General features: G+C 62.9%; 23 protein-coding genes. 5 read left to right on the top strand and 18 right to left on the bottom strand.

Annotated features, from left to right (window positions below):
• Window positions 1–65: 65 nt before the first annotated feature.
• The 14 genes from QFZ88_RS21250 to QFZ88_RS21190 form a co-directional block, all read right to left on the bottom strand.
• A complete protein-coding gene (locus QFZ88_RS21250; RefSeq protein ID WP_024922286.1) occupies window positions 66–1,145 on the bottom strand; it encodes a hemolysin family protein in 1,080 nt (359 codons plus the stop codon).
• A 26-nt stretch (window positions 1,146–1,171) separates the two neighbouring features.
• Window positions 1,172–1,660 (bottom strand): rRNA maturation RNase YbeY, encoded by a 489-nt coding sequence (gene ybeY, locus QFZ88_RS21245; RefSeq protein ID WP_024922285.1) that lies wholly within the window; start codon window positions 1,658–1,660, stop codon window positions 1,172–1,174.
• Between the two features lie 35 nt (window positions 1,661–1,695).
• A complete protein-coding gene (locus tag QFZ88_RS21240; RefSeq protein ID WP_036254947.1) occupies window positions 1,696–2,745 on the bottom strand; it encodes a PhoH family protein in 1,050 nt (349 codons plus the stop codon).
• 26 nt (window positions 2,746–2,771) lie between these two features.
• Window positions 2,772–4,166 (bottom strand): tRNA (N6-isopentenyl adenosine(37)-C2)-methylthiotransferase MiaB, encoded by a 1,395-nt coding sequence (miaB, locus tag QFZ88_RS21235; protein WP_024922283.1) that lies wholly within the window; start codon window positions 4,164–4,166, stop codon window positions 2,772–2,774.
• Window positions 4,167–4,265: 99 nt separating this feature from the next.
• Window positions 4,266–5,060 carry a lysophospholipid acyltransferase family protein gene (locus QFZ88_RS21230; RefSeq protein WP_024922282.1) on the bottom strand — a complete coding sequence of 265 codons (795 nt, stop codon included), beginning with the start codon at window positions 5,058–5,060 and terminating at the stop codon, window positions 4,266–4,268.
• 27 nt (window positions 5,061–5,087) lie between these two features.
• Window positions 5,088–5,579, bottom strand: coding sequence for a ribosomal protein S18-alanine N-acetyltransferase (rimI, locus tag QFZ88_RS21225; RefSeq protein WP_024922281.1), 492 nt, complete (start codon window positions 5,577–5,579; stop codon window positions 5,088–5,090).
• Entirely contained in the window at window positions 5,579–6,253 is a 675-nt protein-coding gene (gene tsaB, locus QFZ88_RS21220; RefSeq protein ID WP_024922280.1) for a tRNA (adenosine(37)-N6)-threonylcarbamoyltransferase complex dimerization subunit type 1 TsaB, read from the bottom strand. The genes rimI and tsaB overlap by 1 nt, the downstream gene beginning before the upstream one ends.
• Before the next feature lie 87 nt (window positions 6,254–6,340).
• Window positions 6,341–8,527 carry a malate synthase G gene (locus tag QFZ88_RS21215; RefSeq protein WP_024922279.1) on the bottom strand — a complete coding sequence of 729 codons (2,187 nt, stop codon included), beginning with the start codon at window positions 8,525–8,527 and terminating at the stop codon, window positions 6,341–6,343.
• A gap of 125 nt (window positions 8,528–8,652) precedes the next feature.
• Complete coding sequence (locus QFZ88_RS21210; protein WP_024922278.1) at window positions 8,653–10,707, bottom strand: hydantoinase/oxoprolinase family protein; 2,055 nt, start codon at window positions 10,705–10,707, stop codon at window positions 8,653–8,655.
• Window positions 10,708–10,812: 105 nt separating this feature from the next.
• Window positions 10,813–11,823, bottom strand: a complete 1,011-nt coding sequence (locus QFZ88_RS21205; protein WP_024922277.1) for an acyltransferase family protein — start codon at window positions 11,821–11,823, stop codon at window positions 10,813–10,815.
• 177 nt (window positions 11,824–12,000) lie between these two features.
• The gene (locus tag QFZ88_RS21200) at window positions 12,001–12,813 is read right to left on the bottom strand and encodes a hypothetical protein (protein WP_139116502.1); all 813 of its coding nucleotides are present in this window, start codon (window positions 12,811–12,813) and stop codon (window positions 12,001–12,003) included.
• A gap of 10 nt (window positions 12,814–12,823) precedes the next feature.
• Window positions 12,824–13,342, bottom strand: a complete 519-nt coding sequence (locus tag QFZ88_RS21195) for a hypothetical protein (protein ID WP_307419097.1) — start codon at window positions 13,340–13,342, stop codon at window positions 12,824–12,826.
• Window positions 13,276–13,761 (bottom strand): ParB/RepB/Spo0J family partition protein, encoded by a 486-nt coding sequence (locus tag QFZ88_RS29580; protein ID WP_373426394.1) that lies wholly within the window; start codon window positions 13,759–13,761, stop codon window positions 13,276–13,278. Before QFZ88_RS29580 ends, QFZ88_RS21195 begins: the two co-directional genes overlap by 67 nt.
• A gap of 8 nt (window positions 13,762–13,769) precedes the next feature.
• Entirely contained in the window at window positions 13,770–14,579 is an 810-nt protein-coding gene (locus QFZ88_RS21190) for a DNA adenine methylase (RefSeq protein WP_161777438.1), read from the bottom strand.
• 394 nt (window positions 14,580–14,973) lie between these two features.
• Here QFZ88_RS21190 and QFZ88_RS21185 point away from each other — a divergent pair, with 394 nt between their 5' ends.
• Window positions 14,974–15,390, top strand: coding sequence for a hypothetical protein (locus QFZ88_RS21185; RefSeq protein WP_024922275.1), 417 nt, complete (start codon window positions 14,974–14,976; stop codon window positions 15,388–15,390).
• A 178-nt stretch (window positions 15,391–15,568) separates the two neighbouring features.
• Here the strand turns inward: QFZ88_RS21185 and lepA are convergent, their stop codons facing one another.
• Window positions 15,569–17,377 (bottom strand): translation elongation factor 4, encoded by a 1,809-nt coding sequence (lepA, locus tag QFZ88_RS21180; RefSeq protein ID WP_024922274.1) that lies wholly within the window; start codon window positions 17,375–17,377, stop codon window positions 15,569–15,571.
• A gap of 149 nt (window positions 17,378–17,526) precedes the next feature.
• Here lepA and QFZ88_RS21175 point away from each other — a divergent pair, with 149 nt between their 5' ends.
• The 4 genes from QFZ88_RS21175 to msrA all read left to right on the top strand — a co-directional run bounded on the left by QFZ88_RS21175 (window position 17,527) and on the right by msrA (window position 20,830).
• On the top strand, window positions 17,527–18,564 hold the full coding sequence (locus tag QFZ88_RS21175) for a TadE/TadG family type IV pilus assembly protein (protein WP_024922273.1): 1,038 nt from the start codon (window positions 17,527–17,529) through the stop codon (window positions 18,562–18,564).
• 213 nt (window positions 18,565–18,777) lie between these two features.
• Window positions 18,778–19,467 (top strand): DUF1223 domain-containing protein, encoded by a 690-nt coding sequence (locus tag QFZ88_RS21170; RefSeq protein ID WP_036254948.1) that lies wholly within the window; start codon window positions 18,778–18,780, stop codon window positions 19,465–19,467.
• A 107-nt stretch (window positions 19,468–19,574) separates the two neighbouring features.
• Window positions 19,575–19,862: a hypothetical protein gene (locus QFZ88_RS21165; protein WP_137901152.1), complete on the top strand. Its 288-nt coding sequence runs from the start codon at window positions 19,575–19,577 to the stop codon at window positions 19,860–19,862.
• Between the two features lie 227 nt (window positions 19,863–20,089).
• On the top strand, window positions 20,090–20,830 hold the full coding sequence (msrA, locus tag QFZ88_RS21160) for a peptide-methionine (S)-S-oxide reductase MsrA (RefSeq protein WP_024922270.1): 741 nt from the start codon (window positions 20,090–20,092) through the stop codon (window positions 20,828–20,830).
• A 138-nt stretch (window positions 20,831–20,968) separates the two neighbouring features.
• Here msrA and QFZ88_RS21155 read toward each other — a convergent pair whose 3' ends face one another.
• Genes QFZ88_RS21155 through QFZ88_RS21145 form a run of 3 tightly spaced genes read right to left on the bottom strand, consistent with a single transcriptional unit; the run spans window position 20,969 to window position 23,975 of the window.
• Entirely contained in the window at window positions 20,969–21,973 is a 1,005-nt protein-coding gene (locus QFZ88_RS21155) for a cytochrome d ubiquinol oxidase subunit II (protein WP_024922269.1), read from the bottom strand.
• Window positions 21,974–22,032: 59 nt separating this feature from the next.
• Window positions 22,033–22,554, bottom strand: a complete 522-nt coding sequence (locus QFZ88_RS21150; protein WP_024922268.1) for a hypothetical protein — start codon at window positions 22,552–22,554, stop codon at window positions 22,033–22,035.
• A gap of 59 nt (window positions 22,555–22,613) precedes the next feature.
• Complete coding sequence (locus tag QFZ88_RS21145; protein ID WP_024922267.1) at window positions 22,614–23,975, bottom strand: cytochrome ubiquinol oxidase subunit I; 1,362 nt, start codon at window positions 23,973–23,975, stop codon at window positions 22,614–22,616.
• Between the last annotated feature and the right edge of the window lie 102 nt (window positions 23,976–24,077).

The following is a 24,077-nucleotide window of genomic DNA, read 5'->3' as shown; positions in this document are numbered from 1 at the left end:
GGAAAGAGGTCTCGCAACACAGGCGGCCGCCGCAAAACGCGGCAGCCCGCCGAAAACCCGAGGGCCTAGGCCTGTTCGGTGCGGACCGCGCGACGGCGGCGTTCGTCCGCCTTCTGGCTCTCGACGATGCGCACGCGCTTCACGCGGCGCGGATCGGCGTCAAGGATATGGAACTCGAAGCCGGGAATGGCCTGCACCACTTCGCCGCGCGCGGGCACGCGGCCCAGCGTGTTGAAGATCATGCCGCCGATGGTGTCGACGGACTCGCCATGCTCGCCGGCGGCGAAATGTCCGCCGATCATCTTAGCGACCTCATCGATCTCAGCCTTGCCGTCGACGACATAGATGCCGTCGCCAGCCTGCGTGATCATCGGTTCGTCCTCGTCGTGCTCGTCCTCGATGTCGCCGACCACCATCTCGACAATGTCCTCCAGCGAGGCGAGGCCGTCGGTGCCGCCATACTCGTCGATGACCAGCGCCATCTGCGTGCGGGCGGCCTGCATGCGGCCCATCAGGTCGGATGCCAGCATCGACGGCGGCACGAACAGTACCGGTCGGATCAGGTTCAGATCCCCAATCGTGCGGGCAAGGTCGACCTGGGTCAGGTCGAACAAAGCGGCCGCCGGGGTCTTGCGGCTGGCGCGGCCCGGTTTTTTGACGCGGGCAAGCCGCGTGATGTGAGCCAGCACGTCACGGATGTGGACCATGCCGCGCGGATCGTCGAGCGTCTCGGAATAGACCGGCATGCGCGAATGGCCGGATTGCTCGAACAGCACCAGGAGATCGCCCAGCCGGGTCGAAATCTCCACGGCCTCGATGTCGGCGCGCGGCACCATGACGTCCTCGACACGCACTTCGCGCAGACGCAGGATGTTGTTGAGCATCGCGCGCTCGCCAGGCGAGAAGGATTCCGCACCGGTTTCGGTCTCGGCCAGCGCGTCGGCGATTTCCTCGCGCAGCGAGGTGCCGTTGCGCTGCCTGAACAGGCCGATAACACGCTCGAACAGGGAAGGCCCGGCAGGAGAAGGCTCGCTCGCTACGCTGCCGGCGCTGGTACTCGGACTGGGAGCTTCTTCCGTCTTCGCGGAAGCCTTTACGGCACTGCCGGCGTCCGTGGGGGCGGCAGTCTCTGATTTCTCGTTCATCGTCTTCCGGTCAATTGATCGTTTAGTTACGCATACGGATCGGGAATGGCAAGTCTTGCCAGCGCCAGGCGCTCGACAGCCTCCATCTCTTCCGCCTCGTCGTCGGTCTCGTGATCATAACCCAGCAAGTGCAACAGGCCGTGGATGACGAGATGGCTGATGTGGTTTTCGAGCGGCTTGCCTTCTTCGTCCGCCTCCCGCGCCACGGTCTCGGCCGCCAGCACGATATCGCCCAGCATCGGCGGCAGCGGGCCACCTTTGGCTGTGGGAAACGCAGGAAAGGACAAGACGTTGGTAGGCTTGTCCTTGCCACGCCATTCGGCGTTCAGCGTCTTGATCGCCGCGTCGTTGGTGAAGACCACGCTGAGTTCCGCCCGGCCATTATCGGCAAGGCCAAGTTCGCCAAAGGCTGCCCCCGCAGCGCGACCGACCAGCGCCTCAAGTACGGATTCCGGCGGCCACGCGCCTTCCTCGACCGCAAGGTCGATATCCAGCGGCAGATCAGGCGATGTCATCGGACCTTGTCCTGATGGGCAAAAGACACGCTGGTTCAGTTCTCGGCACCCAGGCCGCGTGCAACCTTGCCGTCGCGATCATAAGCCTTAACGATCTCGGCCACCAGCGGGTGGCGAACGACGTCGCCCTCGTTGAAACGCACGGTAACAACACCGGGCACCCCGTCCAGCACGCGCAGGGCCTCGACCAGGCCCGAACGCGTGTTCGGCGGCAGGTCGATCTGGGTCGGGTCGCCGGTGATGATCATGCGCGAATTTTCGCCCAGACGCGTCAGGAACATCTTCATCTGCATCGGGGTGGTGTTCTGCGCCTCATCAAGGATGACGGCGGCATGCGCCAGTGTGCGGCCGCGCATGAAGGCGAGCGGCGCGATCTCGATGACCTCGGCGGCAATGGCACGTTCGACCTTGTCGGCCGGCATCATGTCGTAGAGCGCGTCGTAGAGCGGGCGCAGATAGGGATCGACCTTTTCCTTCATGTCGCCAGGCAGGAAGCCGAGCCGTTCGCCCGCTTCCACCGCGGGCCGCGACAGGATGATGCGCTCGACCATGCCGCGCTCAAGCAACATCGCGGCATGGGCGACGGCCAGATAGGTCTTGCCGGTGCCGGCGGGACCGATGCCGAAAACCAGTTCCGAGCGTTCCAGCGCGCGCATATAGGCGTCCTGGTTCAGCGAACGGGCATAGATCGTCTTCTTGCGCGTCGATATCTGGGCGGCCGACACCTTGCCCTTGCGCTCAAGCGTCGGCAGCACGAGCTGATCGTCGGCGGCCACCGCCATGCGCACGGCGCCGTCCACGTCGGACTGGCCGATATCGACGCCCTTCTGCAAAATGTCGTAGAGGTTGTCCAAAGCGCGCCGCGCCTGTTCTGCAGCCGTGGGCGAACCCTTGATGGTCAGCTGGTTGCCGCGCGAGCGGATGTCGACGCCGAGCTTCTGTTCAAGCCGCGCCAGGTTCTCGTCGAATTGGCCATACAGCGCGCTGGCCAGCTTGTTGTTGTCGAAGGTCAGGACGATATGCGCCATATCCGAGGCCCCGGATGCAGTGCTTGGGGGCGCATTCTTCAATTCAGTGGCGCTCAAACGTCTCTCCTCATCTGATCAGGCATTCAGATAGGTTCGGCATACAGGCTGTTGAAGCCCGGATGCGTGATTCGCACCTCGATAATGTCACCGATTTCGCCGGCCTTTTCATCAACAATCACCGGCTGCAACCATGGCGATCGGCCGACCTTCTGGCCGGCCTGGCGGCCGGGCTTCTCGATGAGCGTCGTCATGGTGCGACCGACCATGGATTGGGTGAAGGCCTGCTGCTGTTCGACGAGCAGAGCCTGCAGCGTATGCAGGCGCTCATCCTTCACCTTTTCCGGCACATGGTCCGGCATTTCGGCGCCCGGCGTGCCGGGGCGCGGCGAATATTTGAACGAAAAGGCCGACGCGTAGCCCACTTCGCGCACCAGTCGCATCGTGTCCTCGAAATCCGCATCGGTCTCGCCGGGGAACCCGACGATGAAATCGCCCGACAGGGCGATATCGGAACGGGCGGCGCGAACGCGATCGAGCAGGCGCAGATAATCCACAGCCTTGTGGCGGCGGTTCATGGCCTTGAGGATGCGGTCGGAGCCCGACTGCACCGGCAGGTGCAGATAAGGCATCAAGGTCGGCAGATCGCGATGGGCGGCGATCAGTTCGTCGTCCATGTCGCGCGGATGGCTGGTGGTATAGCGCAGGCGGGCAATGCCGGGGATTTCCGCCAAACGATAGAGCAGCCGGCCAAGCCCCCATTCGGCGCCGTCCGCCCCCTCGCCGTGCCAGGCATTCACGTTCTGGCCGAGCAGCGTCACCTCGCGCACGCCGGCCTCGGCCAGGCGCTCGGCCTCGGCAACGATCTGCGTAACCGGGCGCGAGACTTCCGAACCGCGTGTATAGGGCACCACACAGAAGGTGCAGAACTTGTCGCAGCCTTCCTGCACGGTGAGGAAGGCGGCAACGCCGCGCTTGGCCACGTCGGCGCGCTTCGGCTGCGGCAGATGCTCGAACTTATCCTCGACAGCGTATTCGGTCTCGACGACACGGCCGCCGCCACGCACCCGGCGCAGCACGTCCGGCAGGCGGTGATAGGTCTGCGGTCCGATGACCAGATCGACCGCCGGCGCCCGCCGGATGATCTCGCGACCCTCCGCCTGCGCCACGCAGCCGGCGACGCCAATCAGCATTTCGCGACCCGCCGCCGCCTTTTCCTGCTTCAGCTCGCGGATCCGGCCAAGCTCAGAATAGACCTTCTCCGCCGCCCGCTCGCGGATGTGGCAGGTGTTGAGCAGCACAAGATCGGCGTCTTCGATGATTTCGGTCGCGGCATAGCCGTCGGCGGCCAGCGCGTCGGTCATGCGCTGTGAATCGTAGACGTTCATCTGGCAGCCATAGGTCTTGACGAAGACCTTCTTCGGCGCCGGTGCCGTTTCGGCGCCGTTTTCGGTGTTCAGCGAAAGCGTTTCCAGTTCCATGCGGCGGCTTCTAACGCTTTTCCGCATTGAAGGACAGGGGTTCGAGGCGCGACCCTGCGCCCGCGTCCCTTCTCCCACAAGGGGAGAAGGGAAGATGCCCTATTTGACCGGCTCGCCGAGTGCTGCCTGCATCATCTCGCGCACACGGGCTTCCACCACCCGCGCCGTCTCCTTGCGGTTGGAGCGTTTGGAAAAGGCGATCGGTTCGCCGAAATGCACCTCGACGTCCAACCCACCCTCGGCAAGCAGCTGCTTGAGGTGCGGGCCGAGATCCTGGTCGCCGATCCACGACGCCACCGGGCGCCAGCGCCGACCGAGCGGCACGCCGTGGAGACGGGTGTAGGCGATCGCCACCGGCTGGATGAACACTTCTTCCGCCGCGCCTTCCGCGATGGCCATCGAGGCGGCACCGAACAGCGTGGTCTTGAACGGCAGCACCATGTTGCCGTCGCCGGTGGTACCTTCGGCGAACAGCACCATGGCATCGCCCTTGGCCAGCCGCGAAGCGATCTCGTTGGCTTGATCCCCCGAGCTGCGCTTGCGTTCGCGCTCGATGAAGACGGTGCGCTGCAGCTTCGACAGTTTGCCGATCGCCGGCCAGTTTTCCATGTCGGCGCGCGCGATGAACTTCACATCGACCAGCGAGCCGAGCACGAGGATGTCGGTCCAGGAGATGTGGTTGGAGGCGACCAGCAGCGGACGCTGATTGGACAGCGTGCCGTGGGTGTGCACCCTGATGCCGAGCGCGCGCGTCACGGCGCGGTGCCAGATCTTCAGGATGAAGGTTTCGGGCCACAATCGCGTCTTCATCGAAATGAGCTGCAGCGGCACCAGCACGACGGTCGCCGCAACGACACATCCAAAAGCCAGAACTGTCCTGATTTTTCCGATCATCCTGCCCCCGGGCGCTGCGTAACGGCGCTAGCGGAGATCGCGGCGCATGACAAGCGCGCCGGTCGGTCCATGCTCGGGCGAGCGATAATAATTCGGCCGCTTGCCGACTTCGCGGAAACCAAGCCGGCGGTAGAGCGCCAGCGCCGCGACATTGGTCTCATCGACTTCCAGGAACAGCGCCTCGGCGCGTTCGGCGTGCAGGTTGCGCAGCACCGCATCCATCAATTGCCAGCCGAGCCCTTGCCTGCGATGCGTTCGGGCAACCGCCACGGTCAGGATTTCGGCCTCGCCGGCGGCGAGCCGCGCCAGCACGAAGCCGACCGGCGGCTTGGCGCCCTGGCCGACTTCACGCGCCGTGAAGCCGAAGACGGTGTCCTGCGAAAGCAACGTCGCGAATTCGCCGTCGGTCCAGGGCCGCACGAAATCCTCGCGATGCAGGGCCGAGATGGCGGCGGCATCGGCGACCGACAAAGGTTCCAGCGCATAGTCGCGGCGCGAGGTGAGAAAAGGAATACGCATCAGCCCGCCCTCGGCAGCACAAAGCCGGCCTGCGGCTTAGCATCGGCATCGCGCAGATAGACGGGTTTTGGCTTGTCGCCCGGCCCCTTGCGGGCAGCCAGGCGCGCATAGGTGGCGATGTCGGCGGTGGCGGCAAGCGGGCCGAAATCGAAGGCGCCGCCAGCCGCCTCGGCGACCGTCCGAGCCGCGTTGCCGGCAAGCACCGGCTTGTTCTCGTTGGCGATTGCCGCCGCTTCGGCCAGCGTGGCGATGGCAGGACCATGAACGGCAGCCCCATCGGCGCCGAACAGGGCGGCATGGATTTCGCCGCGCCCACCATCGAGCACGGCCAGGACGGTGCGGTTCGGGAAGGCTGTGGCCACTTCCGCGGCGAGCGCCTCCAGCGTGGTGACGCCGATCGCCGGGATTTTCAGCGCCAGCGCCAACCCGCGCGCGGCCGAGACGCCGACGCGGATGCCGGTGAAAGACCCGGGCCCGACGGAGACGGCGATGGCACCGAGATCGGCATAGGTGACGCCAGCCTCGCCAAGTGCCTTGTCGATGACCGCCATCAAATGCTCGGCATGGCCCTTGCCGAGATCGAGAACATGCCGACCCAGCATCGTGTCGGTCGCCGCGTCGTAGACACAGGCGGCGCACAGGCTGGCGGAACAATCGATGGCGAGCAGTTTCATCCCAGCTTCGCCTAACCGATCGCCGCGCTGCCTACAAGCGGACTCGATGCTTAGCCGGGCACGGGCAGCGCGATGGCGCCATCTGGACTAAGCGCCAGCGCCGCCGTTCAGTTTCGCCTTGAGCTCGAGCCTGCGCTTGTGGAGGACCGGCTCGGTATAGCCGTTCGGTTGGTCGCGGCCCTTGAACACCAGGTCGCAGGCGGCGCGGAAGGCGATGGACTGGTCGAAGTCCGGCGCCATCGGGCGGTAGTTCGGGTCGCCGACATTCTGGGTGTCGACGATGACGGCCATGCGCTGCAGCGAATCCAGCACCTGGATGTGCGAGCAGATGTCGTGATGCAGCCAGTTGGCGATGTGCTGCGAGGAGATGCGCAGCGTGGCGCGGTCTTCCATCAGGCCGATATCGTTGATGTCGGGCACCTTGGAGCAGCCGACGCCCTGGTCGATCCAGCGCACGACATAACCCAGTATGCCTTGCGCGTTGTTGTCGATCTCGCGCTGGATTTCGTCCGGCGTCCAGTTCGGGCGCTTGATCACAGGCACGGTCAGGATGTCGTCGAGCTTGGCCTTCGGCCGGCTCTTCAGGCTTTCCTGCACGGCGTGCACGTCCACCTTGTGATAGTGCGTGGCATGCAGCGTGGCGGCCGTCGGCGACGGCACCCAGGCGGTGTTGGCACCGGCCCTGGGATGGGCGATCTTCTGTTCCAGCATCGCCGCCATCAGGTCGGGCATCGCCCACATGCCCTTGCCGATCTGGGCATGGCCGGCGAGGCCGCATTCCAGCCCGGTGTCGACGTTCCAGTTCTCATAGGCCGAGATCCAGGCCGCCTGCTTCATGTCGCCCTTGCGCAGCATGGCGCCGGCTTCCATCGAGGTGTGAATCTCGTCGCCGGTGCGGTCGAGGAAGCCGGTGTTGATGAACACAACCCGTTCTCTGGCAGCACGAATGCATTCCTTGAGGTTGACGGTGGTGCGCCGCTCCTCGTCCATGATGCCCATCTTGATCGTGTTGGGCTTCATGCCGATCAGCTTCTCGACGCGGCCGAAGATCTCGACGGCGAAGGCGACCTCCTCCGGTCCGTGCATCTTCGGCTTGACGACATAGACCGAACCCTCGCGCGAGTTGGCGCGGCGGCCGTTTTCGCCGACATCGTGCAGCGCGATCAGGCCGGTGATGGCCGCGTCCATGATGCCTTCGGGCACTTCCGAACCGTCGGACAACAGGATGGCCGGATTGGTCATCAGGTGGCCGACATTGCGCACCAGCATCAGCGAGCGGCACTTGAGCGGGAAGGTCGAGCCGTCGGGCGCGGTGTAATCGAGGTCGGGATTGAGCTTGCGGGTGAAGCTTTTGCCGCCCTTCACCACCTCCTCCTGGAGGTCGCCCCTCATCAGGCCGAGCCAATTGCGGTAGACGACGACCTTGTCCTCGGCATCGACGGCCGCGACCGAATCCTCGCAGTCCATGATGGTGGTGAGTGCCGATTCCAGCCAGACGTCGGAAATGTGGGCGGCGTCGGTCTTGCCGATGGTCGAACTGGGATCGATCAGGATCTCGATATGCAGGCCGTTGTTGGCGAGCAGGAACTGGCCGGGCGCGGCCGCCTCGCCGAGATAGCCGGCGAACTGGTCCGGCCGCTTGAGGCCGGTGGTGCGGCCACCGGCGAGCGACACGCGCAGCGCGCCTGCATTGACCGAAAAGGAGCGCGCATCCTGCCACAGTGCACCATCCAGCGGTGCAACCTCGTTCAGGAAATTGCGCGCCCAGGCGATCACCTTCTCGCCGCGCTTGGGGTTGTAGTGCTTGCTCTTTTCGGCGCCGTCGGTCTCGGGAATGGCGTCGGTGCCATAGAGCGCGTCATAGAGTGAACCCCAGCGGGCATTGGCGGCGTTCAGCGCGTAGCGCGCATTCATCACCGGCACCACCAGCTGCGGGCCGGCCACCACCGCGATCTCGGCATCGACATTGTCGGTGGAGACGCTGAAGGCAGGGCCTTCAGGCAATAGGTAGCCGATCTCTTTGAGAAAATCCTTGTAGACGGCGACATCGACCGGCGCGCCATTGTCGCGATACCAACGGTCGATCTTGTCCTGGAAATCGTCGCGTTTCTTCAGGAGCGCGCGGTTCGTCGGCGCGAGATCGTGCACCAGTTTGGAAAAGCCGGCCCAGAAGTCGGCGGCGTTCACGCCGGTGCCGGCAACAGCCTCGTTGGCGACGAAGTCATGGAGTTCGCGGGCGATCTGCAATCCGGCGATCTCGATCCGATCGGTCATCTACAGTCTCCAGAAATGCCGCCCCGGGAGAAGGGCGGGTAGGATGCGCGGCCTTTGGCACGCCAGCGCTGCCCGGTCAATTCGTCGTCAGTCGCAAAGCCGGTGTCGCGGGGGAGCAAACCCGGTTACGCAGCGATACGCGGCCGGCCGGCGGCCGTTGCCACGATATGCGCCTCGATGAACATGCGCTGGCCCTCGACGACGGAAGCGCGGATATCGTGCGCCACATCGATCTCGGCGGTGTCGGTGCCGGCCTCGTTGGCGCGGCTGGCGACCAGCTTCCTGACATCGGCCTCGGCCTTGGCGAGCGCATCCGCCTCATTGAGGAAGTCGCGCACGCCCTCGCCCGAGGAAACCCGGAACAGACCTTCCTTCGGCTGGCTGACGCGGGCTTCCGCCGTCACCCGCACCTGGCCGACTACCGCGCCCAACGCGTTGGCGACATCGGTGTCGACCGGCACCACGCATTCATTGCCGACCAGCGGAGCCAGCGCCGCGTAGTGCAACGGCGCCGAGGCGCCGAGGCCGATCACCGGCCGGTCGAGCGCCACGGTCAGCCGCGCGATGCCGGGATGGGCGTCGACCGCGCGCTGCACCAGCGCGTGTGCCACTGTGGCGGCGCCATCCAGCCCGTCCTCGGCGAAGGCGGTTTCCAGGATGACTTCAGCCGAAAATCGGGTGAGCGCCACCAGCACGCGTTCCGAAATCTCTTCCGGCGAGGCCGCTATGGGCTGGCCGCGCCCGTCCTTGCGGCGGGCGAAGAGTTCGGCGCCGAGCCGGGCGGCCTTGGCATCCCAGTTCGCCTGCTTGCCCAGAGTGTGCGCGGCATCCGACGGGGTGAAACCGCAGACATGCACCAGGCCGCGCGCCACCAGCCGGTTCAGCGTCGCGTTCTGCGCGTTGGAGGTCAGCAGCCGGTCGATCGGCAGCGGCACGGCGCCGATTGCCTCGTAGAGCTTGGCCTCCGGCGTGGTCAGCCCCGCCGCCAGCCGCTCCGGCACACCAGTGCGCACGGCGAAGCGTCCGTCCATGCGGCCGGGGTTCGGCGCGCGCAGCTGCCGTTCCAGCTCGGCGATCACCGCCTCGCCATGGGCAAGGCCGGCCAGCGCCAGCGGCACGACACGGCGCGGCCCAAGCAGGATCTTCGGCGACAGCCCGCCCTCTTCCAATGCCACTTCGGAATCGCCGCCGAGACCGAAGGTGCGCATGGCCACCGCCTCCACCATGGTGCGGAAGCCGCCGACGGTGGCGCCTTCCGGATCGAGCCGCGGCCGGCCCTTGTCGAGCACGGCAACGTCTGTAGTGGTGCCGCCGATGTCGGAGACGACCGCATCGTCCAGCCCGGTCATGTGGCGGGCGCCGACCAGCGAGGCGGCGGGGCCCGAAAGAATGGTCTCGATCGGCCGCTGGCGGGCGAAATCGGCCGAGACCAGCGCGCCGTCGCCACGCACCACCATCAGCGGTGCTGCGATGCCGCGCTCGGCCAGAAACCCTTCCGTCGCCGCCACCAGCCGGTCGATCATGGCGATCAGCCGCGCATTGAGCAGTGTCGTCAGCGCCCGGCGCGGCCCGCCAAGCTTGGACGACAATTCGTGGCTGGAGGTGACCGGCAGGCCGGTCTTTTCGCGGATCAGTTCGCGCGCGGCGAGCTCGTGGGCGGGGTTGCGCGTGGCGAAATAGGCGCAGACCGCAAAACCCGAGACGGAGCGGCCAAGCTCCGGCAGCGCCGCTTCCAGCTCGGAAAGGTCGAGGGCGGCGGCATTGCCGTGCACGTCATGACCGCCGGGGCAGAAGAACACCGGGTCGGTGCCGAGCGCGCTTTTGAGGCCGTCGCGCTCCAGATCGGCCTCGCCGAAGCCGATCATGATCAGCGCCACGCGCCCACCCTGCCCTTCCACCAGGGCGTTGGTGGCGAGCGTCGTCGACATCGAGACCAGCTTGATGGAGGCCGGATCGGCGCCGGTCTTTTCGAGCACCTGGCCGACCGCGCCCGAAATGCCGACGGCGAGATCGTGCCGGGTGGTCAGCGACTTCGCCTTGGCGACCACGGTGCCCTTGGACCCCGTCGAGCCCTCCGACCACAGAACCGCGTCCGTATAGGTGCCGCCGGTGTCGATGCCCAGGAACAGCGGGCCCGGGAACAGCGGGTTGTTGGATTGGGGTCGGGATCTGGCGTTCATGGTCTGCGTGGTCCGGCATGGGAAGCAACTTTGCCCAAGCCCTTAACGCAAGCCGCCGGCGAAGGGAAACCGCCAGCCCCGCCCTTTCACCGACCCAGCGCCGTCTCACCAATTGCGGTTCAGCCAGCGCCGCGCCGGGTTTTCGACGAGATAATAGCTGCCAAGCGCGCAGGCGAAGGTGAGGCCGAGCATCGGCAGCGCCGGACTGCCCTTGAAATAGACGAACTTGTAATAGGGCTGCTGCCACAGATAGAGCGAATAGGACCACAGGCCGAGCTGCGCCGCCGGGCGCCACGACAACAGGCCGGTCAGCCGCACGGGCGCGAAATCCAGCGTGTTGACCGCGATCGCCAGGAACAGGGTTCCGGCCATGTAGTGCAGCGGCATCGGCACCGCGTCGAGGAAGAACAGCGTGCCTAACAAAACCGCCACCGGCGCGATCGCCGGGTGCTGCATGGCGGCGCGCCAGCGCGGAAACGTCTTCAGCCAGCACAGAAGCGCCGAGACCAGGATCGAGGCGATGTGGGTGTCGGTGCGCCAGTAGCTGGCATCGAAACCGAGCTGGAACACCCAGTAGGACACCGCCCCGCTGACCATCGAAAGCACCGCAAGTGCGGCCAGCACGACGGCCAGCCGGCGCCGGGCGACCAGCACGCTGATCAGCGCCAGCGCCACATAGGCGTGCTCTTCCACGCAGAGCGACCAGATGTGGTCGAGCGCACCGGCGCGGTTGATGAGGATGCCGACATAATTATAGGTGAAGGTGAGCGCGGTGAGCGCCGCCTTCCATTTATAGGCGACGAAGGTGCCGGCGAAGAGCACCATGCCGGCCAGCACGAACACCAGCAACGCCGGGTAGATGCGCGAGAAACGCCGCTTGAAGAAAGCTTTTAGCGGATAATTCTCGATGAACAGGATCTCGGCCATCAGCCGGCCGGACAAAACGAAGAAGAACTCGACGCCGAGCAGAGCCAGATTGATGCCCGGCACCGGCAGGAAATGGCCGATGAGCACCAGCGCGATGGAAAGGCCGCGCCAGCCGTCGAGATAAAGAAGCCGGGCGCGCACGGCCTGGGCTGGCGCGGCTTCAAGCCGCGCGATGGTCGCCGTCGTCAAGATCAACTCCCTGACCAGACAGAACCCGGCGGGCGACCCAAGCCCATTCAGCCACCGGAAGGTGACCGAGCCTAACGGACGGCCTTTCGCATCGCAACAATTGATGTGCGCGTGCGAAGGGAAGGCGATGGCGGCGGAGGCGCCGCGGCACTATGCCCACCAATTTCACAGAATACACTAGCTGAATTTCTTCATACAGCTTATAATCGACACCGTATGAAGAGGAACTTTCTGTCGTAAAGTCTTCTCTGCTTTATATTTCTTATGAGCTACCTTAATTCGCTCCGAGTTAATCTTCGTTATAAGATCCGCAATAAATGAGTCTAAGTGATTTACAGGAGCTGCATTGCGAAGTGTATGTGCCAATTGCCCCAACGTCATCTTGAATACGGAAGCTCTGGTTGGATTCGCAGGCTTCCCTTTTTTTGAGTAGATAGTCAGTCGTGTCGACTGAATTGCTGCCCAGAGATAGGGGCGAACGCGATTTTCCAAGGCAATACATGCATCCTCGAACCCCTCGCGCCAGTTGCCTTTATCAAAATTCTCATAAGCCGGACCCAATTCCACTCTAAGCGGCTTAGAAAGCCCGGCAAGAACAGGCAAAGTTATCTGAAATGCGATGTCGCTCGCATCAAGAAGGTGGATTCTGGTATTATTTGCGAATGAAATTAAGCCTATTTTCCTCTTTGCCAACAGCGCCATCGTATTTTCAGAGACGGCTTTTGTTGTTACGAACATAAGCTGAGTGTCCGTCTCACAAGCATTGCAATAACATTTCCATTCATCAACACGGTCAGCATCAATTTCGGAAACGACCTCCACAACCACTCTTGTTGGCTTGCGTACCGCAACAAAAGCTGGTGTGAACGGAAACCCAAGTTCATTTGGTTCACGTCTAATTACATACCCCAGATCGGCAAAATGTTGTTCAGCGTCAGCAGCCGCCGCCAAAGACGATTCAGACAATGTCCTATATGAACCCGCCGCCATTAGGAGAATATCAGCTAATTAAAATTTCTATTTTCTTACCAAGAATAACCAAAGATTCTTTCAGAGGCCTAGACACCGGGTATCTCTTTAAAAGATGTTCCCCGATTTTTTCCGCTAAACGATCCGCAGCCAACTGAAGATCTCTGGACGCCTCTGATTCAGCCCCCACTTCACGGAAAGCATCATCCGTTGTATAAAAACGATCGACGATCAGTTTACGCAACACATTCTGCGCAGACGAAACAGATACGTCACCTCTTTCCACTGCCCTTGCAATTTTTGGCAGCTGACGTGGACCCACAGTGCTTCGTTCCACTTGCGACCTAAACTTGTCGATCAACGCACTAGAAAGCCTCTCCCCCTCCTCAACTGTGACTATGTCTCGTTTAACAATAGCTTCCACAGCTCGAGTTGATTCAAGCACATGATCCACCGTTAGAATTTGTTCGGATCGGGGTTTGTTCAATTCCTCCATGAGTTCGGATTGCAGGTCTTCCGGCAAGCCAAGGATACGGCGATATCTCCGCACCTCCCCCTCGTAATGGAGGCTGCAGATGCCAAAGCGTCTTCTGTCGGCTTACTACTATACCGTCGCTCCAGCTCATTCTCTAGCTGCTGTAGTTTTTGTGCTGTGGGAAGAGGATCCCAGTCTCGTCTAGTTTTATGTATCGCGAACATCATCATGATGTTCTGGAGCTTGTCTGGCTTGGGTTGAACAATCGCCGGGACTTGAGACAACCCAAGCTTCGATGCGCAACGCCACCGCCTCTCACCGTCAAGGATGGTATAGTTTTTTCCATCCGCAAAGACAGTCAGAGGAACAAGTATGCCCTGCCTTTTAATACTGTCTTCCAGAGCCAGAAGCTCATCCTCACGGAATATTATTCTCGGATTCTCTTCATTAGGATGAATCTTATGCGGCTCAATTAGCGCAATATTTTCAGCCATTGATTTGCCTATGCAAAAAACGCAATTTCTTTAACCTCTCTCCGGAATTTTGAACTCGAAGCCAAGGTGGACTTCCGAACAATCTCCTTTGATTCAAATCCGGCATATAGGTTCCGCAACGCGTCGTGACTTGCATTTGTTATGAGAACACGAACACCTCGGTTTGCAAGCCTCTCACACATTGAAGCCAACCGAACCTGGTCATCCCAGCTAAATATCTTTTCATTGTATTCAATAAAACCATTGTTGCTATGCGTTGTAACATAGGGCGGATCCAAAAATACAAAATCATTTTTTTTTGCTATCTTCTCAACGGCACTGTAATCCGCACAAGCTAATTTGATCGACGAGCTAGACAGAGCGCATGAGCAGCCGAATAAATTCTCCTTTTCGAAGACCTTGGAATTTTTTGGTGCACCATATGGAACATTGAACTCCCCCTTTAGGTTCACCCTGTACAAGCCGTTCCAACAAGTTTTATTCAGATAAATAAACTCAGCCGCTCTCTTATATAGGCCGTTAGAACGTTTAGATCGAATCGAATAATAAACCTCTCGATCAACGCGCATGCGGCTCAAATGTCGCGAAACCAATTCTGGATTATCGCGAACAGCCAAGTAAGTATTAATTAAGTCTTTGTTCGCATCGGCCAAGTATGCGTCAGTCGGCGCCAGATGAAAAAAAAGGGAAGCCGACCCTAAAAAAGGTTCTATATACGTTCCAAATGATTTCGGAATAAGCCCCTCTAGGGCGGGAAGGAGTTTCCGTTTCGACCCAGCCCACTTCAAAAAGGGCTCGGGCTTTATGCCATTCTCCACGATCGTCCAACCCCTGAAGCAGTAGAGACGACCTGTAAACTAAATGAACCGCTTACTCCACCCTGACGGGCTATTGCTTGAAAGGTATCCCCAATTCCATTTCGAAAGCACAGCCACAAGCTAATGCGGCGGCGCCGTATTATTTGGGCGCGATGATAGCACCGTCTTCCCCACTGGGGGATGTGCTGGACCGAACAACCCAACCGCACCCGGCCTCTCGTAAACTCGGGGCGTTCGTCGCTTGAAAAGCCAAGCAATTGGCTTTTCATCCGCTGACGCGGACCGCGTCTCACCCCCTCATAGACAAACCCCAGCCCCTGCGTTCTACCATGCAGCCGCTGGCGCGCATCGCGTGAGTCGGGCGCGGGCGGCGGGTTCAATCTTGGGGAAGAGCATGCGCATTCGGTCGATGATCATGGGGGCGGCGGCACTGGTGGCGGTCGGGGCATTTTCTGCGCGCGCGCAGGCCGAAGGGTTTGAAAACATCGTCCTGTCGGCCAGCGAGGGCGCCGAGGAGACCCAGACGACATTTACGCCCGACACGGCGAAGATTTTCCTCTCCGCCGACATGACCGACGACGTGGCTTCGGGGTCAAAACTCACCGTGAGCTGGATCGCGGTCGATTCCGGCGGCGCGGCGCCGGCGAACTACAAGATCGACGAAGTCAGCTTCGAGATCGGCGCGCTGGAAAACCACGTCGATTCCGCCATGACCAAGCCGAACGCCGGCTGGCCGGTCGGCACCTATCAGGTGCAGATCTCCGTCGACGGCACGCTGAAGCAGACCGTGGATTTTTCCGTGAAGAAATAGTGGGGCGGGCGGTAGGCGCGCCTTGTTCCAAGAATGGAAAGTAAGGCGTCGCGGTCCGTCATCGACCGGTGCCCCAGGGTGGGACCCGCTGCCTCCGGCAGTTCCCACCCGGACTTGCACTCGCATCGATCCACCGGATCGATTTCCCTGCGACTGACCTGCGGTCAGACCGCCGTCGTCAGTTATCGCCCATCTTCAAGGCTTCGATGAACGCCGCCTGGGGGATGTCGACCTTGCCGAACTGGCGCATGCGCTTCTTGCCCTCTTTCTGCTTGTCGAGCAGCTTGCGCTTGCGGGTGACGTCGCCGCCGTAGCACTTGGCGGTCACGTCCTTGCGCAGGGCCGAGATGGTCTCGCGCGCGATCACCTTGCCGCCGATGGCCGCCTGGATCGGGATCTTGAACATGTGCTGCGGGATCAGGTCCTTCAGCTTCTCGCACATGGCGCGGCCGCGCTTTTCGGCCGCCGTACGGTGCACCAGCATGGAGAGCGCGTCGACCGGCTCCTCATTGACCAGGATCGACATCTTGACGAGGTCGCCCTCACGATAGTCGGTCAGGTGGTAGTCGAAGGAGGCGTAGCCCTTGGAGATCGACTTCAGCCGGTCGTAGAAATCGAACACCACTTCGTTCAGCGGCAGGTCGTAGACCAGCATGGCGCGCTTGCCGACATAAGACAGGTCGGCCTGGACGCCGCGCCGGTCCTGGCAGAGTTTCAGAATGCCGCCGAGATAGTCGTCGGGGGTGAGGATGGTGGCGCGGATCCACGGCTCCTCGATGGCCAGGATCTGCATGACGTCCGGCATGTCGGCCGGGTTGTGCAGTTCCTTGGTCGTGCCGTCGCGCAGATTGAGCCGGTAGACGACGCTCGGCGCGGTGGCGATGAGGTCGAGGTCGAACTCGCGCTCCAGCCGCTCCTGGATGATTTCGAGATGCAGCAGGCCGAGGAAGCCGCAGCGGAAGCCGAAGCCGAGCGCGGCTGAGGTTTCCATTTCATAAGAGAACGAGGCGTCGTTCAAACGCAGCTTGCCGACGGCGGCGCGCAGGTCCTCGAAATCGGCGGCGTCGACCGGGAACAGGCCGCAGAACACCACCGGCTGCGCCGGCTTGAAGCCCGGCAGCGCGGTCGTGGTCGGGCGCTTGTCCTCGGTGATGGTGTCGCCGACGCGGGTGTCGGCCACTTCCTTGATCGAGGCGGTGATGAAGCCGAATTCGCCAGGGCCGATCTCCTCGGCCTGCACCATCTTCGGCGTGAAGAAGCCGGTGCGCTCGACCGGATACTTCGCGCCGGTTCCCATCATACGGATGGTCTGGCCCTTCTTGAGTACGCCGTCGATGACGCGTACCAGAACGATGACGCCGAGATAGGCGTCGTACCAGCTATCGACCAGCATGGCCTTGAGCGGCTTCGAAGCATCGCCCTCGCGCGGCGGCGGCAATTGCTTGACGATCGCCTCCAGCACGTCGGGAATGCCGATGCCCGACTTGGCCGAGATCAGCACGGCCTGGCTGGCGTCGATGCCGATGACCTCCTCGACCTGCTCGCGGATACGCTCGGGCTCGGCGGCCGGCAGGTCGATCTTGTTCAGCACCACGACGATCTCGTGGTTGTTGTCGATGGCCTGGTAGACATTGGCCAGCGTCTGCGCCTCGACGCCCTGCGAGGCGTCGACGACCAAGAGCGAACCCTCGCAGGCGGCCAGCGACCGCGACACCTCGTAGGCGAAGTCGACATGGCCGGGCGTGTCGATGAGGTTCAGCACATAGTCCTGGCCGTCATTGGCCTTGTAGTTGAGACGGACGGTCTGCGCCTTGATGGTGATGCCGCGCTCGCGCTCGATGTCCATGTTGTCGAGCACCTGCTCCGTCATCTCGCGCGCCTCCAGCGCGCCAGTCGTCTGGATCAGGCGGTCGGCCAGCGTCGACTTGCCGTGGTCGATATGGGCGACGATGGAAAAATTGCGGATGTTGGAAATGGGCGTGCTCATGGCGCGGCCTTTATCAGGGGCCGGATGCGCGGGCAAGCGGCGGCGTTCCAAGGGAATCCGCACGACCGTTAAATCTTTACGGGTTCCGTTAGCGGGGAGTTTGAAGACTGCGTGCTATCTGCCGCCCAGATCGTCGCTGGGATATGTCCATGCTGAAGTCCTTCAAGCACTTCCTGAAATCCGAGAATGGCTCCTATACGCCGCTGTTCGCCATCTCCATGGTGCCGCTGTTTGCGGTGCTGGGCGTGTCGGCCGACTACACGTCGGGCGTGCAGACGCGCTCCAACATGCAGAACGCGCTGGACGCGGCAACGCTGGCCATAACCACGCTGCCCATCGACTCAACGCTGGCGCAAAGGCAGGACAAGCTGCAGGCCTTCTACGCGGCCAACGGCGCCGACGGCACCGCGACGCTCAACAGCTTCACGGTCGACAATATCGGCACCGCCAAGGTCGATACCTCGGCCAGCTACAGCATGCCGACCAACTTCATGCGCGTCGCCGCGATCAACAACGTCACCATCAACGTCAATTCGTCGGCAACCAAGCCGCCGGCGCTGGTGCAGGCAACCTTCAACGTCACCAAGGTGTCGGGCTGGTGGGACAAAACCGTGTCGCTGTTCGGCACGCCCTATGGCAGCACCAACCCTCCCCTGATGCTGATGAAGATCACCTATACCTACAACAAGGGCGGCGACCCGAAGGGTTACGGCACAACCACCATCTCGGTGCCGAACCTCAACGGCGTCTTCCAGGCGGTGCAGACGCAGACCTGCACGACCACCAGTACGACGAACAACCCTCCCGCCGGCGCCATCATCAACGGCAACAAGATGACGACCTGCTCGATCACGCTGGACACAACCGGCGGCAAGGGCGCGGCCATCGACGTCACCAAGATGGATACATTGTTCCTTCAGATGGACGTCCCCCAGGGCAATCCGACGAAGGTCAGAAGCGATGACCCGACGACGTCGAACCGGCTCTATATCGACGGTGTCGAAGTGGCCACCGGCACGAAAGTCAACATCTTCAACGCCGTGCCGTGCGGCCAGACCAGCCAGCAGGCCTGGGAGGACGGCGGCAGCCCGGTACCGGCGCCGATCGTCAACGCCGACTTCTTCTACTCCGTCACTGGCAAATGCGCCTTCTCGCAGCGCCCGTCCGGAACGACGCTGACACAATAGTTCCACCGGAACCTCCAGTTCCCTCTCGTCTGCTCAACCCGCCCGGACCCTGTCCTCGGCGGGTTCTTTTTTTGCCGCGCGACAGGGTGCTCGATCACGAAGCGGTGATCGGCGTAACGAAGTGCCGCGCCCCGGCGAAACCCCCGATGTGACCGGCCAGGACCGGTCCGAGACGGGAGAGCGGCGATGAACGCAAGCGGATCAAGGCGCGGCATGGGAACCGGGGCACAACGCCTCGCCATCAGCATTGCCCTCGCCCTCGCGGCCACCGGCGCAGCGACGGCTAGGCCGCTCACCGTGGTGGAATTGTTCACCAGCCAGGGCTGCTCTTCGTGTCCGCCCGCCAACGCCAATCTGATCAAGCTGAAGGACCGGCCGAGCGTGCTGGCACTCTCCTTCAACGTCACTTACTGGGACTATCTCGGCTGGAAGGACACGTTCGGCAGGCCGGAATTCACAGAGAGGCAGGTCAGCTACGAGCCGGGCCTCGGCCGCAGCGGCCCGTTCACGCCGCAGATGGTGGTCAACGGCCACACCGATACGATCGGCAATCAGCTTTCCGAAATCGAGACGCTGATCAGCCGTGACAAGCCCGTCGCCGGTCCAGCACTTTCGCTCGCCGGCGGTAGTGCTGCCATCGGAGCCGGCACCGCGCCGGCCGGCGGGGCGGATGTCTGGCTGGTCCATTACCGGCCGGGTGTCGTCGAGGTGCCGGTCGGGCGCGGCGAAAACAGCGGCCACACGCTGCCGCACGCCAATGTCGTGCGCGCTCTGACCCGGCTGGGAAGCTGGACGGGAGCGGCCACCACCCTGCCGCTGCCGGCGGCCAAGAGCGGTCTTGCCACCGCCGTTCTGGTGCAGGCGCCGCATGGCGGCCCGATCCTCGCCGCCGCCACCGAGTAGCCGAACGCCGGCCCGCCGAGCGGCGGGCCTTGTCCAGGAATTGCCGGGCCGTGGCCCGGCAAAACAGGCGCCGTCAGATGCGCCGCCCAACCTCGAAGGAGCAGAACATGATCCGTCTTTCCACCATCAGCCTGCCGGCCCTGGCGCTTGCCTTTGCGGCGACCGCGTTCAGTGCCATCGGCGCCAGCGCGATGGACACCATGAAGCCCGCCGACAAGATGGCGGCCAGCAAGATGATGGCCGACTGCAAGAAAAAGGCCGGCATGGAAAAGGATTCCATGATGAAGAAAAAGGCGATGAAGGCATGCAAGGACGCGGGTGCCATGAAATCCGAGGGCGCGATGAAACCCGACGCCATGAAGCCTGCCGACAAGATGAAGCCGAAGACGCAGTAAATTTCGGAGCCCCTCACCCGGCCTCTCCGGTCAGAAGAGGCGGCCAGCGTCGGCGCCAAACCCTTTTCCCCCGCGGGGAGAAGGGTGCGTAGCACGGGAGCCGGCCCGATGAGGGGGAGGCCGTCCCCAATCCGCCGCCGGACAACAGCACGGGATCGTGAGAGCCGTTCGAGACCAGCCATCGTATAGTGCCGGAAACGCCGCCGGCGCCATGAAGGAGCCAAGCCATGCCCAGACACCGCAATTCTTCGCGCAAGCCGTGGAAAGTGTTTGCCACCGGCACCGCCGCCAGCCTCGTTGTCGCGGCGGCGGCGCTGACCTTCCTGCAGGCGCCGTCGCGCGCGGCCGAGGAGGCGGTAAAAATCCCGCCACCGGCGCTCGACGAGAAATCGGCCCCCGGCACGGAAAAAGCCGTCTTCGCCGGCGGCTGTTTCTGGGGCGTGCAAGGCGTGTTCCAGCACGTCAAGGGCGTCACCGGCGCCGTCTCGGGTTATGCCGGCGGCACCAAGGATACCGCCGAATATGAGACGGTCGGCTCCGGCGACACCGGTCACGCCGAATCCGTCGAGGTCACTTACGACCCGTCCAAGATCACCTATGGCAAGCTCCTGCAGATCTATTTCTCGGTCGCCCACGACCCGACCCAGCTCAACTACCAGGGGCCGGACTACGGCACGCAGTACCGCTCCACTGTCTTTGCAACCAATGCCGAGCAGAAGAAGATCGCCGAGGGTTACATCGCGCAGCTCGAAGCCACGAAGGCGTTCCCGAACAAGATCGTGACGACGCTGGAGACCGGTAAGGCGTTCTACCCCGCCGAGGACTACCATCAGGACTTCCTCGCCCGGAACCCGACCTATCCCTACATCGTCTACAATGACCTGCCGAAGATCGAGAACCTGAAGACGATGTTCCCGGACCTTTACGCCGACAAGCCGGTGCTGGTCATGGCCAGCCCGAAGAGTTGAGGGTTGGTTCGCATGCCCGGTCGCCCCGTGTGATGGCAAGATCTTCGAGGCTTGGGTCCGTCATTCCCGACGGTCGTCGCTAAATCGCATCGCCTCATGCCAGCGCCACGCCATTTGCAGCCCGGCATCATCGGTTTCTCAGTCGTAGGTCAGGTCCGTCGCCTTCCCGGCGAACACCCGGTAGGCGTAGAACGAATAGAAGATGATGATCGGCAAGACGATGATGGCGCCGACCAGGATGACCACCAGGCTTTCCGGCGCCGAGGCCGCCTGCCAGATGGTCAGCTTGTCCGGCACCACATAGGGATAGAACGACCAGGCGAGACCGGCGAAACCGAGCGTGAAGATCGCTGCCAGCGTCAGGAACGGCAACAGCGAGTGGCGGTCGCCCTCCTTTGGCAGGTGGAAGGTCTGCCGCCACAGCCAGATGAACAGCAGCGCCGACAGGATCGGCAGCGGCGACAGATAGAGCATCTCCGGGAAGACGAACCACTTGGCGAAGATGCGCGGGCTGGCGAGCGGGGTGGCCAGCGATATCGCGGCCATGCCGAGCACCGTCAGCACCAGGGCGGAACGCAGCCAGCGCACCGCCCGTGTCTGAAGGTCGCCCTCGGTCTTGTAGATCAACCAGGCGGCGCCCATCGCGGCGTAAGCGGCGGCAAGGCAGAGCGCCACCAGCACGCCGAAGGCCGTCGCCGCCAGCCCGCTCTGCAGGCCGAGCACATAGACGCCCAGCATATAGCCCTGCGCCAGCGAGGCGATCAGCGAACCGGCGAAGAACAAGCGGTTCCAGCGCTGCTTCTTGCCCGACGGCACCTTGGCGCGGAAGTCGAAGGCGACGCCGCGCAGGATGAGCCCGATCAACAGCACGAAGACCGGCAGATAGAGCGCGGTGAGGATGACGCCATGCGCCATCGGGAAGGCGACGAGCAGCAAGCCGACCGCCAGCACCAGCCATGTCTCGTTGGCATCCCAGAACGGGCCGATGGCGGCGATCATCGTATCCTTGTCCTTGTCGCCGGCCAGCGAGAACAGGATGCCGATGCCGAGGTCGAAACCGTCGAGCACGACATAGACCAGGATGGCCAGGCCCATCAAGCCGGCAAAGATCAAGGGCAGAAGAGTTGGCCAGTCGAGGGTCATGACGCTGCGTTCCTTTCCCGATGCCGTGCCCGCGGCAACAATCCGATTTCAGACGCCGGTCAGCGGCTATCGCGCTTGGCCTGCGCAACCTTGGTGGCTTGCGACACCCGACCCACTTCGCTGCGACGGGTCAGGTTTTCGGCCTTGGTGTTTTCCACGGCCCTCATGCCTTCGCCGGCGGTGTGGGTCGACCCGCCCTTGTTGGCCGCGACACGCGACTGGCGCAAGGCAAGGGCATTGCGCGCGTTGGCGATCAGCGCCTCGCGACCCGCCTTGCTGCGACGGCGTTCGGCCTCGCCATTGAGGCGGCGCATCGCCATCGCAAGCACCTCGACCTTCAGCCGCGAGCCCGTGTCGTCGGCGGAGGGTCGTGCCCCCTTGGCCGCCGCCTTGCCGCGCATTTCGCGGCGACGGCGGGCCGCCTCCGACTGCGCCTTGTCGCGGCGCTCGCGCACCAGTTTGATCAGATCGGCGAGAGCCGTATCGGAAAGTTCCTGCACCTGCGGGTGACGGGATTGATCGACATGCGTCCGTTCGTCGGCGCTGAGCGCCCTCGCCTCGTCCTTGCGACTGTGAGCCATCGTCAACTCCCCTTCGTTTCAAACCGCTTCCGATTTACCGGTACCGACCTTGCCTTGTTTCACTCCCCCGCAGCCTGCTGGGAAAGTGCCGCATTCATCGCGCCAGGCAGCGGCGAGGTGTCGCCGTCCTTGGCGGCTTTCAGCGCCAGATGCACCAGTACGCCGAGATAGGCGACGAGCAGCAGCGCGTAGAGGATGAGATAGATGGCGAGCGTGAAGGCGACCTGACCGCCGGCGATGGGACCGACCGCGTCGGCGGTCTTCAGCACGCCGGTCACCAGCCAGGGCTGGCGACCGATCTCGGTGGTGTACCAGCCGGCCAGCGTCGCCACCCAGCCCGAGAGACCCATCGGCACCATCAAGAGTGCCAGGGGCTGCGGCAGGCTCTGGCGCCGCCACAGGAAGAAACTCGCCGCCCACGATACCGCCAGCATGAGCAAGCCGGTGCCCACCATGATGCGGAAACCCCAGAACACCGGGAAGACCGGCGGGTGGTTGCCCTCGAACTGGTCGAGGCCCGGCACGACGCCATCGGCGCTGTGGCGCAGGATCAGGCTGGCGCCGTTCGGGATGGTGATCTCGAATTTGTTTTCCTTGGTCTTCTCGTCGGGCAGCGCGAACAGCACCAGCGGGATGTTGGGACCGGTCTTCCAGTTGGCCTCCATGGCCGCGATCTTGGCGGGCTGATGCTCGAGCGTGTTGAGACCATGCTGGTCGCCGACGAAAATCTGGATTGGGATCAATACCGCGCCGAGAAAGACGCCGGTGCGCAGCGCTTTCCACATCGATTCCGAACGGTCGCCCCAGATGTAGCGCAGCGCCGAGAGACCTGCGACCAGGAAGGAGACGGTGAGGCCCGAGGCCAGCAGCATGTGCGTCAGGCGATAGGGCATGGACGGATTGAAAACGATCGCCCACCAGTCGACCGCATGGGCCTGGCCGTTGCGCATCTCGAAGCCGGTCGGCGTCTGCATCCAGGAATTCAGCGCGATGATCCAGAAGGCCGAGACCGTCGTGCCGAAGGCGACCAGGAAGGTGGCGAAGGTGTGCACGCGGTTCGACACGCGGCGGAAGCCGAACAGCATGATGCCGAGGAAGGCCGCCTCCAGGAAAAACGCGGTCAGCACCTCATAGGCAAGCAACGGGCCGGCGATGTTGCCGACGGTTTCCATATAGCCCGGCCAGTTGGTGCCGAACTGGAAGCTCATGGTGATGCCGGTGACGACACCCATGGCGAAAGTGATGGCGAAGACCTTCACCCAGGTGAAGTAGGCGCGCATCCAGGCCGTGTCGCCGGTGACGTTGTATCGGTGCTTGAAGAAAAGAAGAACCCAGCCGAGGGCGATGGTGATGGTAGGAAAAAGGATGTGAAACGAAATATTGGCGCCGAACTGGATGCGCGACAACATGAGCGGGTCCATGACGACTCCTGCTTGTATTCAATAAGGCAAAGCTACTCCTGCCCGACGGGCCCGTCAAAGCGGCTGTCCGCCGCGCGGCTCTGCGCCACGCGAGGCGCAAGG

The organism is Mesorhizobium sp. YL-MeA3-2017, from assembly GCF_030814575.1.
Classification (GTDB): Bacteria; Pseudomonadota; Alphaproteobacteria; order Rhizobiales; family Rhizobiaceae; genus Mesorhizobium; species Mesorhizobium terrae.
The sequence above is the reverse complement of the archived record's forward strand: the minus strand, read 5'-3'. Positions and strand labels throughout refer to the sequence as shown.